The organism is Pseudoduganella plicata (genome assembly GCF_004421005.1).
Taxonomy (GTDB): domain Bacteria; phylum Pseudomonadota; class Gammaproteobacteria; order Burkholderiales; family Burkholderiaceae_D; genus Rugamonas; species Rugamonas plicata.
This window is the reverse complement of the sequence record NZ_CP038026.1, coordinates 4,031,678-4,047,055: the sequence shown is the minus strand read 5'-3', so window position 1 is coordinate 4,047,055 and position 15,378 is coordinate 4,031,678. Positions and strand designations below refer to the sequence as shown.

Sequence of the window (15,378 nt, the reverse complement as noted above, 5' to 3'; positions counted from 1 at the left end):
TTGTTTCAGAGACAGGAGCTGGCACCCGGCCGGAAGCCGAGCGTTTCCGCTTTCGCGATCGAGGTCGACACGGGGACGGTGAGCGGCACCACGTCTGGCAGGATGCGCGTGAGCGTCGTGTACGGCAGCGGCGTGCACGCGCCGTTCGCGGTTGCGCAAATACGTACGCGCACGAAGCGGATGCACGATGTACCGTTCGGATCGGTGGTGCAGTTCACCACGTTCCGTGCCGGGCACGCCGGCCCTGCCGTGACCGGCGCCAGCGCGCCGTCCGCGCTCAGCGACAGGTAGTCGATGCGCAGGCGGTCCGCGGTCAGCTCGGGCAGCAGCGGCAGCGCTGCGTCCTTGTCGCGAAACAGCGCCTGGTAGCGCAGTGCCGCCATGGCCGCGCCATCCGAATAATCCGTCATCGCCGCGGCACGCGCGGCCCGCCGCGTGACGTCCTGCGCGGTGTTCCGCACGAACGCCATGCGTGCAACCTCGACTGTCCCAACGACGAACAGCAGGAAAACGCCCAGCACAAGGGCAAGCTCGACGGTAATGACGCCGGCTGCGCCACCAGCTTGGCGGCCACGGCAATCAGGGTGCATAGGTCACCAAATAGCCCGGCGTGATTTCCACGCTGCCCATGGGCACACCTTCGACATTCGACGAGCCGAAGACGGTGTCCGCGTAGTGGACGGACGTATTGACCGTCATCATGACCGGAAGGCCATGCTGGCACGTACGGCCGTCGCAATTGATCGTACTCCTGCCTGCCGGTGTGCCCTGCAGACCCGCCTCGTCCGCGGCTTCATTGATATAGCCGCTGCCCAGCGCAGGGAGCGTCTCGCTCGCAGCGGTCGGGGCATAGGCGGCATCAGGCAGCGCGGCAACGATGCGTGCGGCCGCATAGACTGCCTTGTCCAGCACGATTGCGTGATAGACCACCTGGCTCACGTACAGCAGGACAGGCAACAGGAACAGGGTGGCCGCGATCAGCAGTGCCGCTTCCACGGCCACCACGCCACGCTGGGCATGCAGGGTCTTCATCGGAGCAGTCCTATCGTTGCGGGCAACGCCGCGTCGGTGACGGTGCCGGCAAATTCCGCCGGCACCTCGGTCGCGCTGGCGGGCGCCGTGAGCAGGAAGCGGGCGATCGCCACCACATCGCCCTCGACCTGCGTGCCCGCGGCCACCGGACAGCGCAGCAGCGGGATGTACAGCAGGCGGCGTTTTGGCCGCCCAGTCCCGGGGGTGCCGCGCTGTATCCACCGGAGAGATACGCTCCGGCGGAGGTATAGCCGGTGCCGCCCTTGATCGCCCCCGCCGGGGTGGACGGATACAATGCGCCGAACGCCGCCAACGCAACCGGGGCGCCGGACGGCGTCTTCGCCGGCCCATAGGCCCACAGAATGCCGTAGTCGCCCGGCACGGTGGCCGTGGAAAGTGGCGGCGGATCGTCCGCGATCGTCTGCAGCCTGCCCGTTGCGGTGCCCGGCCTTGCGGCAAGGCGCGTGGGCGGCTGCGTCAACCAGGTCGCGCTGGCGCCCGCATAGCTGCGGATGTTGCTGTCCGGCGGCGCAGCCGTCGGATTGCATGCGGGCGCGCCGCCATACGTGCCGAAGCGGGAATTGAGCTGCTGCCACAGATTGAAGCTGCCGGGCCGGCGCAGCCGCGCCTTGCCGTTCACGAACCCGGCATAGCCGACTGTCCCGGTACACATGAACGGCGCCACGGCGGTTTCGTCGAAGGACGTCGTGTCCCCGCCGGCGACGTGCATGGGGTCGACGTAGAAATACTCGCCTGCGCCCGTGCCGGTCGGATTCAGTTCCAGCAGGTTATAACCGACGCCGAAGCGGAACCCATACTGGATCAGCTCAGGATTGCCGGGATTGGCGCGGGTGTCGGAGGCCTTGTTGCTCATGGCGCAAACGGCCAGCGGCGTAATGTTCCCGGCCGTGGGACCGGCCACGACGACCGGCGCCAGGTTGACGGGATCGAGGCCCGCTCCCAGGACTCCCATCAGTACCGGCTGCACATAGCGCGTCGCATCGTCCAGAACGTTCATGTCGACACGGGCATAACGCAGGGTGGCGGCGGCCGGTCCTGCCGCGTAGACTGGCAGCCAGTCGCTCTCCGGCGCGTCCGGGCTGCCGGCGAATCTCAGTGCCGCGGAATTCCAGGCCAGCTCGCTCGACAGGCCGACGCGCATGCCCAGCGACATGCGAAACGCCCGATCGGCCGCGGCCGCTATGCCGCCGGGCGTGCCGTTCAATGCCTGCGCCGCCCCCAGGGCGATACTGTCCGCTGCGTTCTGCAGTTGCGAGCGCCGCAGGTAGCATATGCCCAGGTCGAGCGCGAGCCCGATGCAGCCGAGAACGGCGGGCAGCATGAGCGCATACATGATGGCGATGGCGCCGCCCTGACGCTGCCGCAGCGCGTTCATTTGCCGCTGCCCAGGCCGATAGTAAATGCGGGGGCCGCATCGGGCTTCTCCGCGAACGACTTCTGATAGCGCTGGTGGACCGCCGCCGCGCCGGCGCCGTCCATGCCGTCGGCGGTACTGTGCCGCAGCGCCGCGTCCGGGTCGCGTACCTGCCGGGCGAACGCGGTGCGGGTAGCGTCGCCAAAGCGGTCGTCCCACTGGGGCGTCGTGCTCGGCACCGCCCGGCAACCGGCGCAGGCCAGCAGCACCCCAAGCAGCGCAAGCACCGGCGGATTCTTTGGCTTCATGCTGCGCTCCTTATTTCAGCCGGAAGCCGGATGGCTGTGCGGCAGTGGTCGGCGGGGCCGCAAGTGGCGCGGCGGACGGCGTAGCGGGCGCTTCCATCCGGCCCGTCAGGAACAGGTCCGCTTGCGCCGCCGGTTGCAGCGCATCCGTCGGCAGGTTAAAGCCCGGGGCGAGCGGTTTGACGAGGCGCGCCGTCACGACAAACAGCAGTTCGCTGCGGTCGCGCTGGAAGTTCGTGCTGCGAAACAGCGCCCCCAGCACCGGCAGCTCGCCCAGCACCGGCATCGCGTTGATATTGCTGGTCTGGTTGTCGCGGATCAGGCCGCCGATGGCAAAGCTCTGACCGTCGTACAGCTGCACCGTCGTCGTGGCGCGGCGCGTCGTTACCAGCGGCATGATGGCGCGCCCGTTGACGCCGCCAGAGCTGATGCCCACGCCGTCGCGCGACAGCTCCGACACCTCCGGCGCCACCTTCAAGTTGATGCGCCCTCCCGACAGTACTGTCGGCGTGAAACGCAGTCCCACGCCGAATTGCTTTTCCTCCAGCGTGACCTTGTTGTTGTCCTGCGCGACGGGGATGAAAATGGTGCCGCCGGCCAAGAAGCTGCCTTCCTGGCCGCTGACGGCCATCACCGTCGGCTCGGCCAGGATGCGGACGAGGCCATCCTGCTGTTCGCCATCGAGCCGCAGGTACTTTTCCAGCGATCTGGCCAGTACCAGGCTGCCGCGGGCGGTGCCGCTGACGAAATTGGCGGCCACGCCGGCCGTCCACTCGCCGCCCTGGAGCCGGGCCGACGCGCCTTCCAGCTTGTCCAGCAGCGTCTTCGACACTTCGGCGATCTTCACTTCCAGCATGACCTGCTGGGGTGCGCTGACGCCGAGCAGGTTGACGATGCGGGGCCCGGCACCGCTGGCGGCAGGCGCCGCGCTGTCCGCGCCACCGCTCAACGCCTTGGCCGGGTTGCGCACGAACGCCTGCGCCAGCTCCATCACCTGCGCCACCATGGCGCCACTCTCCACCGTGCCGGACAACACGAGGGTATCGGCCGCTGCCGTGACCTTGATGTGTTTCTCTTCGGGCAGCAGCGCGGCAAGGGCGGACTGCAGCCCCGCCGTATCCATGCCGACCGTCACATCGATGACGCTGCAGGCGCCGCTCCTGCCCTGCACGATCATATTGGTGCTGCCGACATCCGCGCCGACGAGGTACAGCGTTTCGGGCGCCACCAGCATGGCCTGCAGCACGGCCGGGTTGCCGACGCTGCGGTTGACGACGGGCTCGGGCAGCCGCATCAATGTGGATTTGCCAAGCTGCAGGGCCAGCCGCCCCGGCGCGGCGGGTTCGCCCGTGCAGCGCGGACCTTCGGTGCGCGCTGGCGCCCTGGCGGGACTGGCCGCCTTCGGCACTTCGGCGCCGGCCGGCCCGGCTGCCCGGGAGGGCGGCGCCGCGACCGTTACGCACAAGGCGGACAGCGTCAGGGCGAAGAGATGGGGTCGGGTCATGGCGTCCTCACAGGCATTCGCGACGGCTGTGCAGGCCATCGATGGTCCCGATGCAATGGCGTGGCGCCCCCCGCCGGGGCATGCTCACGACTGCGGGGCGCGGCGCTGGCGCCGCCGCGGCCACGACCGGCGTCGCCGTGGCCAGGCCCAGCAGACTGGTCTTGGTCGCGCCGGTCGTCGTGCCGGGTTGCGGATCGACCTGGTTGCGCAGCACCAGCGACAGCGTGCCGACGCTGCGCGCCAGATCCAGCTTTTCCGCCTGCTCGGGTGCCACCTCCAGCGTGACGGCGTTGACGACGCGCGGCTTGGTATCGTCGCGGCTCACTTCCTGGGCGACGGCCAGCACGAGGATACGCTCCAGGACGATCTTCGAAATGGCCTGATCGTCCTGCTGCGTGCCGCCGGACGCCTGCGTGCTGACGAGGATGTCGACGAAATTGCCGGGCAAGGCAAAGCCGGCCACGCCGATGACGTCGTTGACGCGGACAGTGATGGCGCGCTTGCCTTCGGCGATCAGCGCGGACAAGCCGCCCAGCGTGCCGACCGGCGCCAGCTTGGCCTCGGTCAGCGGTTCGCCGCGCAGCACGCTGGCTTTCAGCACGCGACCGTTCAGCACCAGCGGATCGCGCAACGCGCCGGGAGGGACGCTGTCGGCCGGCCAGTCGGACGCTTTCAGCATGTCGGCGCTCAGGCGCTGGCCCAGGCTGACGTCCGTTGCCGCGACAACGATGCGGTTGGCCGACGTGGGCGCCTGGCGCAGCAGCAGGCGCGACGCCATCGCCACGGCACCGAGGCCGAGCACGATGGCTGCGGCCATCATCATGAATGCGCGGCGGTTCTTCATTCGATCCTCTCGAACAGGGACGTTTCGATATCGGCCGTCAGCAGCAGCCCGGTACCGGCAAACATGCTGGACCATGCCTGGTCGATGGTGGCGGGTGACAGGACCGCGGGTTGCTCCAGGAAGGCGGCGAATTCCGCGATCCGGGCCAGGATGGCGCGCGGCGATCCGGCCAGCAGCGGCTGACCGCTGCCGCGATGCAGTTCCTCGATCAGGTAAGCCAGGGCCGTTTCATCGGCGGCCATGCCGAAGGCGTGGCACTGCTGGCGGAACAGCGCGCGATACGCCGCGGCGCCGATGGGGCCTACGTAGACCTTGTAACCGATGCGGCGCAGCGATGACGGGTCCAGTACCGCCTGCGGCGCCTGGTTCGTGATGAAGACCATCGTGGCGTCGAACGGCACGGCGAATTGGTGGCCGCCCTGGAGCGCCAGCTGGTCGGCACCCGTGTCCAGCGCCTGCGTGAAACGGCCCAGCAGTTCCGCGGCCGGCATGCGCTGGCGACCGAGATCGTCGACGATCAGGAGGCCGCCGGCCGCCTTGACGTGGGCCGGTGCGTGATAGCAGCCGCCGAACGGATCATGGCGCAGGTCCAGCGCGTCGGCCGCCAGCTCCGCCCCCAGGTGCAGCACGGGGCGGCTGCACGTGACCCAGCGCGTATCGGTGCTGCGCCGGTCCGCCATCGTCCGCGCCGGCACCACTGGCGCCTGGTGCACGGCGGCGTCGTGCACCACGACGATCTCCTGGCCCACCGCCACCGCGTATGGCACGGCCACGGTGCCGTGCAGCAGGCGCCCCAGGCGGCGCGCCAGCGTGGTCTTGCCGCTGCCGGGGGGGCCGTACAACAGCAGCGAGCGATGCGCGTGCAACGCGGCGCCGGCCAGCTGGCGCACCTGCGGGGGCATGCAGTCGTCGGCGAACTCGGCGGCGACGTCGGCCGCGCTGACGGGCGCCAGTTGCGCCGATTGCCGCTGCAGCATGGCACGGTACGCTTCCAGCGGCACAGGTGCCGGGCCCGTGTAGGGACACCGTTCGAGCCACGCGGCGGCGCGCTCGCGGCCGGCCCCCGTCAGCTGATATTGCACATCGAGATCCGTTTCGCCCCGCCAGGCCACTTCGGCCAGATGTTCGGCCACCATGAAGTCCAGCAGCTCGCGCAGCACGTTGATCGACAGGCGCAGCCGCGTCGCCAGTACCGGAAGATGAGTTTTACCGCCGCCGAACAACACCTTGGCCGCCAGTTCCACCAACAGTGCCGGTTCCAGCCCGGTGTCGCGCATGCTTTTCGGCTGCGGCGGCAACAGCGGCACATCGGCCTCGCTGGGCACAACGCTGGGATGAGTCGAGTGGTCCATGCCGTTTCTCCTGGTGAGAAATGGATTCTAGCGGCGTGTTTCCTACGGGATATTGACGTACAGCAATGGACTACAGGTGTGGTTGTACGACCACGCAGACCGTGCCCAGCGCAATCGCGACACCATACGGGATGCCGCCGGCGCTGGCGTCACGCGGCAGCGCGACCCGCGTCTGCGGCACACCGCCAAGCGACACCAGCAATGGCGTCAGCATGGCCACGAGGTTGCGGCACAGGATGCGCCAGCGCCCGTTATGGATGACGATGACGACAGCCATGACGCCGCCGATCAGGCAGGTGAGCAGCGCGATCCGCAGCGCCAGCGCCGGGCCGACAAATGCCCCTGTCATCGCCATCAACTTGACGTCGCCGGCGGCCATGCCGCGCAGCAGGTACAGCGGCAGGAACAGGAAAAAGCCGGTAACGATACCGGCCAGCCACGTCGACAACAGCAGGCCCGCCGGGCCGGCACGCCAGTGCAACGCAAGAGCGATGGCCAGTCCGGCCAGCACGAGCACGTTCGGGATGCGGCGGATGGCCAGGTCGGTGACGGCAGCCTGCAATACAAGCCAGACGAGCAATATCTGGAGTGCGACGGTCATGGGCGCCTCGAAAAAATGACCCGCCGGCGAAGGCCGGCAGGCCGTACAGCGTTACGAGGCCGGATTCAGCTTCCCTGCGATCGTGGTGAAGCTGGCCTTGATCGCATCGCCAACCTCCTTGAATGCGATGCCCACGACACCGGCAATCACTGCCGCAATCAGGCCATACTCGATGGCGGTGATGCCTTCTTCATCCCCGATGAACTCTCGGGCTGCCACGATTAAAGCGTTCATAAGCTCCTCCTATGAGATCTGGTTCAACCTGGTTCCTGGCGTCTGCCATGGAAGCCGTGAGCGCCTTCGGCACATACACGGCGGGAAACGGCAGGAAAGCGGCGCATGGCAGGGGCCATACGGCTTGAAAACCAGCTGGACGAAGAGGTTTCCCGGCGTGCGCTGCAGTCGGTCGCCGCAAAAGAAGGCCTGCCGGCCAGGACCGGCAAGCCGTACAACGGTTACGTCGTCGGATTCAGCTTCCCGGCGATGGTGGTGAAGCTGGCCTTGATCGCATCGCCCACCGATTTGAATGCGATCCCCACGACGCCGGCGATCACGGCCGCAATGAGCCCATACTCGATGGCGGTAATCCCTTCCTCATCCCGGGCGAACTCCCGGGCTGCAACAATTAATGCGTTCATACTGTCCTCCTGTGGGTCTGGTTTGACTTCGGATTCTGGCGTCAGCCATTAAGGACATCATAAATTTTATGCCGACAGGCAATCTTGATAGTGCGCAACTTTCCCAACGGCACTATCATTGGTATAGACGGAAATGTGACAGACAACGCCGCCGGGCTATGTCACACTGCATCACTTGCTCTGCGACATGAGGGGTGGATTCGCGGCTGGAAGACGCGCTCCGTTGTAGACAAAGAGTAGAATCGTGGCGTTTTTCAAGAATTTTCGCAAAGGATAATTGCTGCGAAAGCAAAAAACATTTATGCTGATCAGCTGTCTTTTGGAAAGGCCTCGTGCTGTGCGTCACTGTGTGCCTTGATTTTTCGGAAACATAATGCGGCGCGCGTCTTGATACTTCAGAGAACGAGCATGGATTCCCTACTGAAACACATGGTGGACATGACCGGCCACCGCGATCACACGATGCTGGACATCTCCGTGATCTCGGCGGTGCAGGAGCTCGCGGGTGCCACCCAGGCACGCGTGCTGACGCTTGCCGCCGTGCGGGACCAGCTGTTCGTGCGCTCCCGCGCCGTGGTAACGGCGGGCCAGCCCGCACGCATGGAGGACCATCCCGACCCGGCCAGTCCGGGCGATCCGATCAGCTGCTATCCCGCGCTGGCGGACTGCATCGCACGCCACGAGGCCAGCGCGGACCAGATGGACGAGCACGGCCGCCATACGCTGTGGCTGCCGATCTGGCTGGGTGACAAGGCCGACACGTGTCTGGAAATCGTCAATCCGACGCCCTACACGAGCGACACCATTCACGTCATCGGCGGCATCGTCAGCGTCTATCGTAACTTCCAGAATCTGCTCGACTACAGCGAACGCGATTCGCTGACCGGGCTGTTGAACCGCAAGACCTTCGACGACCAGCTGGCCAAGATGCTGCAGGCCAGCAGCGCGGAGCAGGACCAGCTGTCGCTGCCGCCGGGCGAACCCGAGCGGCGCCAGCATTGCGAGGAAGAGAAGCAGTGGCTGGCCGTCGTGGACGTCGACCACTTCAAGCACGTCAACGACAAGTTCGGCCACCTGTATGGCGACGAGGTGCTGATCCTGATCGCCAACCTGCTGCAATCGTCGTTCCGCGCGCAGGACCGGGTGTTCCGCTTCGGCGGCGAGGAGTTCGTGGTGCTGCTGCGCTCGACGACTTTGGACAACGCCAAGAAAATCATCGACCGCTTCCGCATGAACGTGGAGCAGCATGACTTCCCGCAGGTGGGCAAGGTCACCGTCAGCGTGGGATTCGTCAGCATCAGTGCGTTCGAGGCACCCGTCATCATCCTGGGCCGCGCCGACCAGGCGCTGTACTACGCCAAGAGCCACGGGCGCAACATGGCCTGCCACTACGACGAACTGGTCAGTGGCGGCCTGCTGCAGACGGTGGAATCGAACGATACGGCGGAATTCTTCTGAGCGCTGTCACGCCGGCTGACCGTTAAGTGCGTGTCGCACGCGGTGCGACACGGTCTCAGCCGTGCTCCCCGCGCCGATACCTGTTTTACACGACGAGAAAGCGCATAGGATCGACTTTCCATTGCGCAGGATCTTCGTGTCCAACGATCTTCTCGGCACCGCCAAATCCCAGGCCGCGCGCCAGGTCGACCATCTCCGGCTTGATATAGACGTTCGTCTTCGTGTTGAAGAACACGTTGACCTTGGGCGACAGCAGGTTCGTCTCGTGCGGTTCCACGACCACGCCAAGCCGGCCCGATTCCAGCCGCACCAGCGTGCCGACGGGATAGATGCCCACGCAGCGCATGAACTGCTGCACCAGCTGCGGATTGAAATGAAACTTGCTCCATTCATAGATCTTGCGCAGCGCCGCCGCAGCCGGGATGCCCTTGTGATAGCAGCGGTCGGCCGTGATGGCGTCATACACGTCGACGATCGACGCCATCTGCGCCAGCTCGGAAATGTCGTCTCCGGCCAGCTTGTCGGGGTAGCCGCTGCCGTCGCGGCGCTCGTGGTGATGACGCGTGATGTCGAGCGGGATCGGCCCCACCTCGGGCGACTGCAGCAGGATCCGGTAGCCGTCTTCGGGGTGCTTGCGGATGATGTCGAATTCGGCGTCCGTCAGGCGGCCCGGCTTGTTCAGGATCTCGTCCGGCACCAGCGCCTTGCCCGTGTCGTGCAGCAAGCCGCCGAGGCCCGCTTCGCGGATGAGATCGTCTTCCATGTCGCGCGAATGGCAGAACGCCACCAGCAGGGCGCACACGCTGACGGAATGCAGGAATGTGTAGTCGTCCTTGCTCTTGATGCGCAGAAGGCCCACCAGCGCGCCGGGATTGCGCAGGATCGATTCGGTGATGTTCTGCACGACCGGCTGGACCGAGTCGATTTCGATGGCCTTGCCGAGCCGCGCATCGGCCATCACGTTGCGCACCAGTCCCGCCGCCTGATGCCGGATGCGCGCAGCGCGCTGCAGCTCCTCGGCCAGCGACACGCGGATCGGGCGTGCCGGTGCGCTGGCGATCTCGACGACCTCCTGTTCGATGGCGTCCTGCGTCTCGCGCAGCGTCGGAGCGTCGCGCACATCCAGACCGCGCGACGAGTCGATCACCACCTGGCGAATGCCCGCGCCCAGGATCTTGCGGATCTCGGCTTCGGTCGTGATGGCGAAGCGGCTGCGCACGAAAGGATGGTCCATCCAGTCGCAACTGAGATCATGAATAAACATGCCCACCTTTAACACGGAGGCGTCGACTTTCTTCAACATGGCAATCTGCGGTGATTAAGCGGCGAGCGCTACAATGGGAGTATAACCAAATAGTTGCCGCACGGGACTAATCGTAAGTTTAAGGCATTAAAACTTCTATGGAATTGCGTCAGCTCCGTTATTTTGTTGCAATCGTGGATCACGGCTCACTGTCGCGCGCTGCTGGCGTGTTGCACGTCGCTCAACCCGCATTGACGCAGCAGCTACGCCAGCTGGAGGCCGACCTGGGCGCGCAGCTGCTGCATCGGTCGGCGCAGGGCGTGCACAGCACGGACGCGGGCAAGGTGTTTTACGAGCACGCCCAGGCAATCCTGAAGCAGGTGGCGGATGCGCGTTCGGCCGTGACGCAGTCGGCGCGACCATCCGGCACCGTCACCCTAGGCCTGCCGCACAGCATCTCGGCCGCGCTCGCGCTGCCACTGCTGGAGGCGGCGCGCGCGCACTACCCGGACATCACGCTGCAACTGACGGAAGAGCTGACGGGTAATCTGGCCGAACAGCTCAAATCGGGCCGCGTCAATCTGGCCGTGCTGTTCGACGACGGCCAGCTGACACCGTTCGTGACGACGCCGCTGGCGGAGGAATCGCTGTGCTTCATCTGCCGCACGGACGCGCGCTGGTTCCCGCAGCGCGCGGAGGTCACGCTGCAGGAGGCGCTGGCGGCAACGCTGATCCTGCCCGGCCTGCAGCACGGCGTACGGCCCCGCATCGAGGCGGTGGCGCACGGCGCCGGCCTGGCGCCGCAAGATGTTATCGAAATCAATTCCATCGCCATCCTCAAGTCCGCCCTGATGGCCGATATGGGGGCGACTATTTTGCCGGTGGCGCCAGTGCTGCCGGAAGTGCAGCGCGGCCTGATGCGAGCCTTGGCGATCCACAGTCCCGCGATTTCCCGCACCGTCGTGCTGTGCGCTTCCCGGACGCTGCCGCTGACCAATGCTGCCACGGCCATCAGCCGGCTGGCGGCGGAGGTGGCGGGCCAGCTGTGTGCGGGCGACGCCTGGCCTGGTGCAACGTTGCTCTAGATGAATTCGCGAGTCAGACCCGGCGGGTCTGGCCCCAGCCCTCCTCGATAGCCATCACAATTTCTTATACCCCCATCCCCAAACGCTATTTCCGTATACGTCAACCGGCGCGTAGACTGGGAAGTCAGCCACCGTCAGAGTGGCCAGCGTCGCAAAAAGCGGCCACGTAGCCTGAGCCAGCCTTCGCCCACCCGGCGAATCAAGGCCAGGCGCAACCGGAATAAAGCATTTTGGAGACAAGCCATGCCCGATACCCCGGCAATGGGTGCCGCCGCGTCCCTGCGTGACGCCGCGCCCGCGCAGCCAGTCGTACTGAACGACGTCAGCCTCGACGACAAATACACCGCCACTTCCGGCAAGATCTTCCTCTCCGGCATCCAGGCCCTCGTGCGCCTGCCGATGATGCAGAAAAAGCGCGACGAACAGGCCGGCCTGAACACCGCCGGCTTCATTTCCGGCTACCGCGGTTCGCCGCTGGGCGGACTGGACGAAACGCTGTGGAAGACGAAAACGTACCTGGAAGCGAACCACATCCAGTTCGTGCCGGGCGTGAACGAGGATCTGGCCGCCACCGCCGTGTGGGGCTCGCAGCAGGTCGACCTGATCGGCCCGTCGAAATACGATGGCGTGTTCGCCATGTGGTACGGCAAGGGCCCCGGCGTGGACCGCTGTGGCGACGTTTTCAAACACATGAACCATGCCGGCACGTCGAAGCACGGCGGCATCCTGCTCGTCGCGGGCGACGATCATGGCGCCTATTCGTCGACGTTGCCGCACCAGTCCGACCATATCTTCTCGGCCTGCATGATCCCCGTGCTGTACCCCTGCAACGTGCAGGAATACCTGGACCTGGGCGTTCACGGCTGGGCCATGTCGCGCTTCTCCGGCTGCGCCGTCGCGTTCAAGGCGCTGGCCGATACGGTGGAATCGTCGGCCTCCGTCGATGCCGATCCGCTGCGCGTACAGGTCAGGCTGCCGCAGGATTTCACGATGCCCGAAGGCGGCCTGAATGCCCGCCTGTCGTCGATCCCGCTGGGCCAGCAGGCGCGCAATCAGGAAGCGCTGATGCAGGACTACAAGATCTACGCGGCCCTCGCCTATGCGCGGGAAAACAAGCTGAATCACACGACGATCGACAACCCGAACGCGAAGCTGGGCATCATCGCTTCCGGTAAATCGTACCTGGACGTGCTGGAAGCGCTGGAAGAACTGGGCATCGACGAGGACATGGCCGCCAAGGTCGGCCTGCGCCTGTTCAAGGTCTCGATGCCATGGCCGCTGGAGCCGGACTCGGTGCGCGAGTTCGCGCAGGGTCTCGACGAAATCCTCGTGGTGGAAGAGAAGCGCCAGTTCGTCGAATACCAGCTGAAGGAACAGCTGTACAACTGGCGCGACGACGTGCGTCCGCGCGTCATCGGCAAGTTCGACGACAAGGGCGAATGGGTCGCGCCGCGCGGCGAATGGCTGCTGCCGCCGAAGGCCGATTTCTCGGTCTCGCAAGTGGCCCGCGTGATCGCTTCGCGTGTCAAACGCTATATCGATGACACGCATATCCAGGACCAAATCAAGGCGCGCCTGACGTTCCTCGACGCGAAGGATGCGGTACTCAAGAAGGCCATCAGCACACCGTTCCGTCCCGCGTTTTACTGCTCCGGCTGCCCGCACAACACGTCGACGAAAGTCCCGGACGGCAGCTTCGCGCTGGCCGGCATCGGCTGCCACGTGATGGCGACGTCGATCTATCCGGAGATGAACAAGCTGACGACGCACATGGGCGGCGAAGGCACGCCGTGGATCGGCCAGGCTGCGTTTTCCACCGTCCCGCACGTGTTCCAGAACCTTGGGGACGGCACCTACTTCCACTCCGGCTATCTCGCCATCCGCGCCGCCGTGGCGGCGAAGGTGAACATCACCTACAAGATCCTGTACAACGACGCGGTGGCGATGACGGGCGGCCAGCCGGTGGACGGCACCGTCTCCGTGCCGATGATCGCGCAGCAGATGGCGGCCGAAGGCGTCAAACGCATTGCCCTCGTAACGGAAGACCTGTCGCGCTACGCGGACCGCTCGACCCTGCCCGCGTTCGTTACGCTGCACGACCGCAAGGAGATGGACGACGTGCAGCGCGAGCTGCGTGAACTGCCTGGCTGCACGGTGCTGATCTACGACCAGACCTGCGCTGCCGAAAAGCGCCGCCGTCGGAAAAAGAACGAATTCCCGGACCCGAACAAGCGCATGGTCATCAACGAAGCCGTCTGCGAAGGCTGCGGCGACTGCGGCGTGCAGTCGAACTGCGTGTCGATCCTGCCGAAAGAGACGGAGTTCGGCCGCAAGCGCACCATTGACCAGTCCAGCTGCAACAAGGATTATTCGTGCGTGAAAGGCTTCTGCCCCAGCTTCGTCACCGTCGAAGGCGGCACGCTGAAGAAATCGAAGACGGGTGTGAGTAAAGCGCCGGACGACTGGGGCGTGCTGCCGCAGCCACGCCTGCCGGACTGCGAACAGCCATACAACATCCTGATCAACGGCATCGGCGGCACGGGCGTCATCACCGTCGGCGCGCTGATGGGCATGGCCGCGCACCTGGAGGGCAAAGGCGCTTCGGTGCTGGACATGACGGGCATGTCGCAGAAGAACGGCTCCGTCACGTCGCACGTGAAGATTGCCACGTCGCCGGCGCACCTGCGGGCGCAGCGCATCGCCACCGGCGAAGCGGACCTGATCCTGGGCTGCGACATGCTGACCGCCGGCGCGGCCGATGCGGTCTCGAAAATGCGCCCCGGCCGCACGCTGGCCGTCGTCAACCTGCACGAGCAGCCGCCCGGCACGTTCGCGCAGAACGCGGACTGGCAGTATCCGGCCGAGGAAGTGCGCGCGCTGATCGTCGAATCCGTCGGCGGTGCCGATGCCGCCGACTTCATCGACGCGACCAAGCTGGCCACGGCGCTGATGGGCGACTCGATCGCCGCCAACCTGTTCATGCTGGGCTACGCCTGGCAGCGCGGGCGCATTCCGCTGTCGGAAGCGGCGCTGCTGCGCGCCATCGAGATGAACGGCGTGGCCGTCGAATCGAACAAGAAGAGCTTCCTGTGGGGCCGCCGTGCCGCCGTCGACGTGAAAAAGGTCGAGCTCACGGCCACGCCGACGCAGGCCATCGTCATGCAGATGCCGCAAAGCCTGGACAGCGTCATCAGAAAGCGCATCGAGTTCCTGACGGGCTACCAGAACGCGGCGTATGCGGCGCAGTATGAGCAGCTGGTAATGCAGGTGCGCGAGCGCGAGACGGCGCTGGGGTTGCCGAACCGGCTGTCGATGGCGGTCGCCAAGTCGTTGTTCAAGCTGATGGCGTACAAGGACGAATACGAAGTGGCGCGCCTGTACACGGATGGCCGCTTTGTCGAGCAGTTGAAGTCCCAGTTCGAGGGCGACTTCAGCCTGAAGTTCAACCTGGCGCCGCCGATGTTTTCGAAGAAGGACGCCAAGGGCCACCTCGTCAAGGCGGAATACGGCTCCTGGATGTGGAAGGCGTTCAGCGTGCTGGCAAAACTGAAAGGCCTGCGCGGCGGCGCGTTCGACGTGTTCGGCCGCACCGAAGAGCGCAAGATGGAACGCGCGCTGATCGGCGAATACCGCCAGATCGTGGCCGAACTGCTGGCCGGCCTGACCGCATCGAACTACGAGCAGGCCGTATCGATCGCGGCGCTGCCGGAGAAGATCCGCGGCTTCGGTCACGTCAAGGAAAAAGCCGTCGCCACGTTCCACGCCGACAAGGCGCGCCTGCTGGCAGCCTTTGGTGGCGCCCGCCAGCACGCCGCGTAGCCCGCATCGTGAAAACCGGTGACAGGCTCCTGTTTTCACATCGTGGGAATAGGAGCCTGGCACCGGTCTTCGAAATAGGAGCCTGGCACCGGTTTTCAGCGGTTCTACGCGCAGTTCTTACG

General features: G+C 65.7%; 14 protein-coding genes. 3 read left to right on the top strand and 11 right to left on the bottom strand.

All coding sequences use genetic code 11. The annotated features are described in order from the left end of the window. Positions 1-5: 5 nt before the first annotated feature. The 10 genes from E1742_RS17690 to E1742_RS17645 form a co-directional block, all read right to left on the bottom strand. Positions 6-590 carry a TadE family protein gene (locus E1742_RS17690; protein ID WP_134386282.1) on the bottom strand — a complete coding sequence of 195 codons (585 nt, stop codon included), beginning with the start codon at positions 588-590 and terminating at the stop codon, positions 6-8. Further along, positions 580-1,032: a TadE/TadG family type IV pilus assembly protein gene (locus E1742_RS17685; protein ID WP_134386281.1), complete on the bottom strand. Its 453-nt coding sequence runs from the start codon at positions 1,030-1,032 to the stop codon at positions 580-582. Before E1742_RS17685 ends, E1742_RS17690 begins: the two co-directional genes overlap by 11 nt. A gap of 10 nt (positions 1,033-1,042) precedes the next feature. After that, positions 1,043-2,428: a pilus assembly protein TadG-related protein gene (locus tag E1742_RS17680; protein WP_134386280.1), complete on the bottom strand. Its 1,386-nt coding sequence runs from the start codon at positions 2,426-2,428 to the stop codon at positions 1,043-1,045. Continuing rightward, the gene (locus E1742_RS17675) at positions 2,425-2,715 is read right to left on the bottom strand and encodes a hypothetical protein (protein WP_134386279.1); all 291 of its coding nucleotides are present in this window, start codon (positions 2,713-2,715) and stop codon (positions 2,425-2,427) included. The genes E1742_RS17680 and E1742_RS17675 overlap by 4 nt, the downstream gene beginning before the upstream one ends. 10 nt (positions 2,716-2,725) lie before the next feature. After that, positions 2,726-4,216 carry a type II and III secretion system protein family protein gene (locus tag E1742_RS17670; protein WP_134386278.1) on the bottom strand — a complete coding sequence of 497 codons (1,491 nt, stop codon included), beginning with the start codon at positions 4,214-4,216 and terminating at the stop codon, positions 2,726-2,728. Positions 4,217-4,223: 7 nt separating this feature from the next. After that, positions 4,224-5,060 carry a Flp pilus assembly protein CpaB gene (gene cpaB / locus E1742_RS17665; protein ID WP_134386277.1) on the bottom strand — a complete coding sequence of 279 codons (837 nt, stop codon included), beginning with the start codon at positions 5,058-5,060 and terminating at the stop codon, positions 4,224-4,226. After that, positions 5,057-6,412 carry a DUF8689 domain-containing protein gene (locus E1742_RS17660; protein WP_134386276.1) on the bottom strand — a complete coding sequence of 452 codons (1,356 nt, stop codon included), beginning with the start codon at positions 6,410-6,412 and terminating at the stop codon, positions 5,057-5,059. Before E1742_RS17660 ends, cpaB begins: the two co-directional genes overlap by 4 nt. Before the next feature lie 70 nt (positions 6,413-6,482). Then, positions 6,483-7,013 carry an A24 family peptidase gene (locus E1742_RS17655; protein WP_134386275.1) on the bottom strand — a complete coding sequence of 177 codons (531 nt, stop codon included), beginning with the start codon at positions 7,011-7,013 and terminating at the stop codon, positions 6,483-6,485. Positions 7,014-7,064: 51 nt separating this feature from the next. Further along, the gene (locus tag E1742_RS17650) at positions 7,065-7,247 is read right to left on the bottom strand and encodes a Flp family type IVb pilin (RefSeq protein WP_134386274.1); all 183 of its coding nucleotides are present in this window, start codon (positions 7,245-7,247) and stop codon (positions 7,065-7,067) included. A 221-nt stretch (positions 7,248-7,468) separates the two neighbouring features. After that, entirely contained in the window at positions 7,469-7,651 is a 183-nt protein-coding gene (locus E1742_RS17645; protein ID WP_134386273.1) for a Flp family type IVb pilin, read from the bottom strand. A gap of 408 nt (positions 7,652-8,059) precedes the next feature. On the opposite strand from E1742_RS17645, the gene E1742_RS17640 reads away from it, so the two are divergent. Next, positions 8,060-9,109: a GGDEF domain-containing protein gene (locus tag E1742_RS17640; protein ID WP_134386272.1), complete on the top strand. Its 1,050-nt coding sequence runs from the start codon at positions 8,060-8,062 to the stop codon at positions 9,107-9,109. An 85-nt stretch (positions 9,110-9,194) separates the two neighbouring features. On the opposite strand, the gene E1742_RS17635 is transcribed toward E1742_RS17640, so the two are convergent. Further along, complete coding sequence (locus E1742_RS17635; protein WP_134386271.1) at positions 9,195-10,412, bottom strand: HD-GYP domain-containing protein; 1,218 nt, start codon at positions 10,410-10,412, stop codon at positions 9,195-9,197. Between the two features lie 98 nt (positions 10,413-10,510). Here E1742_RS17635 and E1742_RS17630 point away from each other — a divergent pair, with 98 nt between their 5' ends. Both E1742_RS17630 and E1742_RS17625 read left to right on the top strand, forming a co-directional pair. Next, the gene (locus E1742_RS17630; protein WP_134386270.1) at positions 10,511-11,437 is read left to right on the top strand and encodes a LysR substrate-binding domain-containing protein; all 927 of its coding nucleotides are present in this window, start codon (positions 10,511-10,513) and stop codon (positions 11,435-11,437) included. A gap of 243 nt (positions 11,438-11,680) precedes the next feature. After that, positions 11,681-15,256 (top strand): indolepyruvate ferredoxin oxidoreductase family protein, encoded by a 3,576-nt coding sequence (locus E1742_RS17625; protein ID WP_134386269.1) that lies wholly within the window; start codon positions 11,681-11,683, stop codon positions 15,254-15,256. Positions 15,257-15,378: the final 122 nt, after the last annotated feature.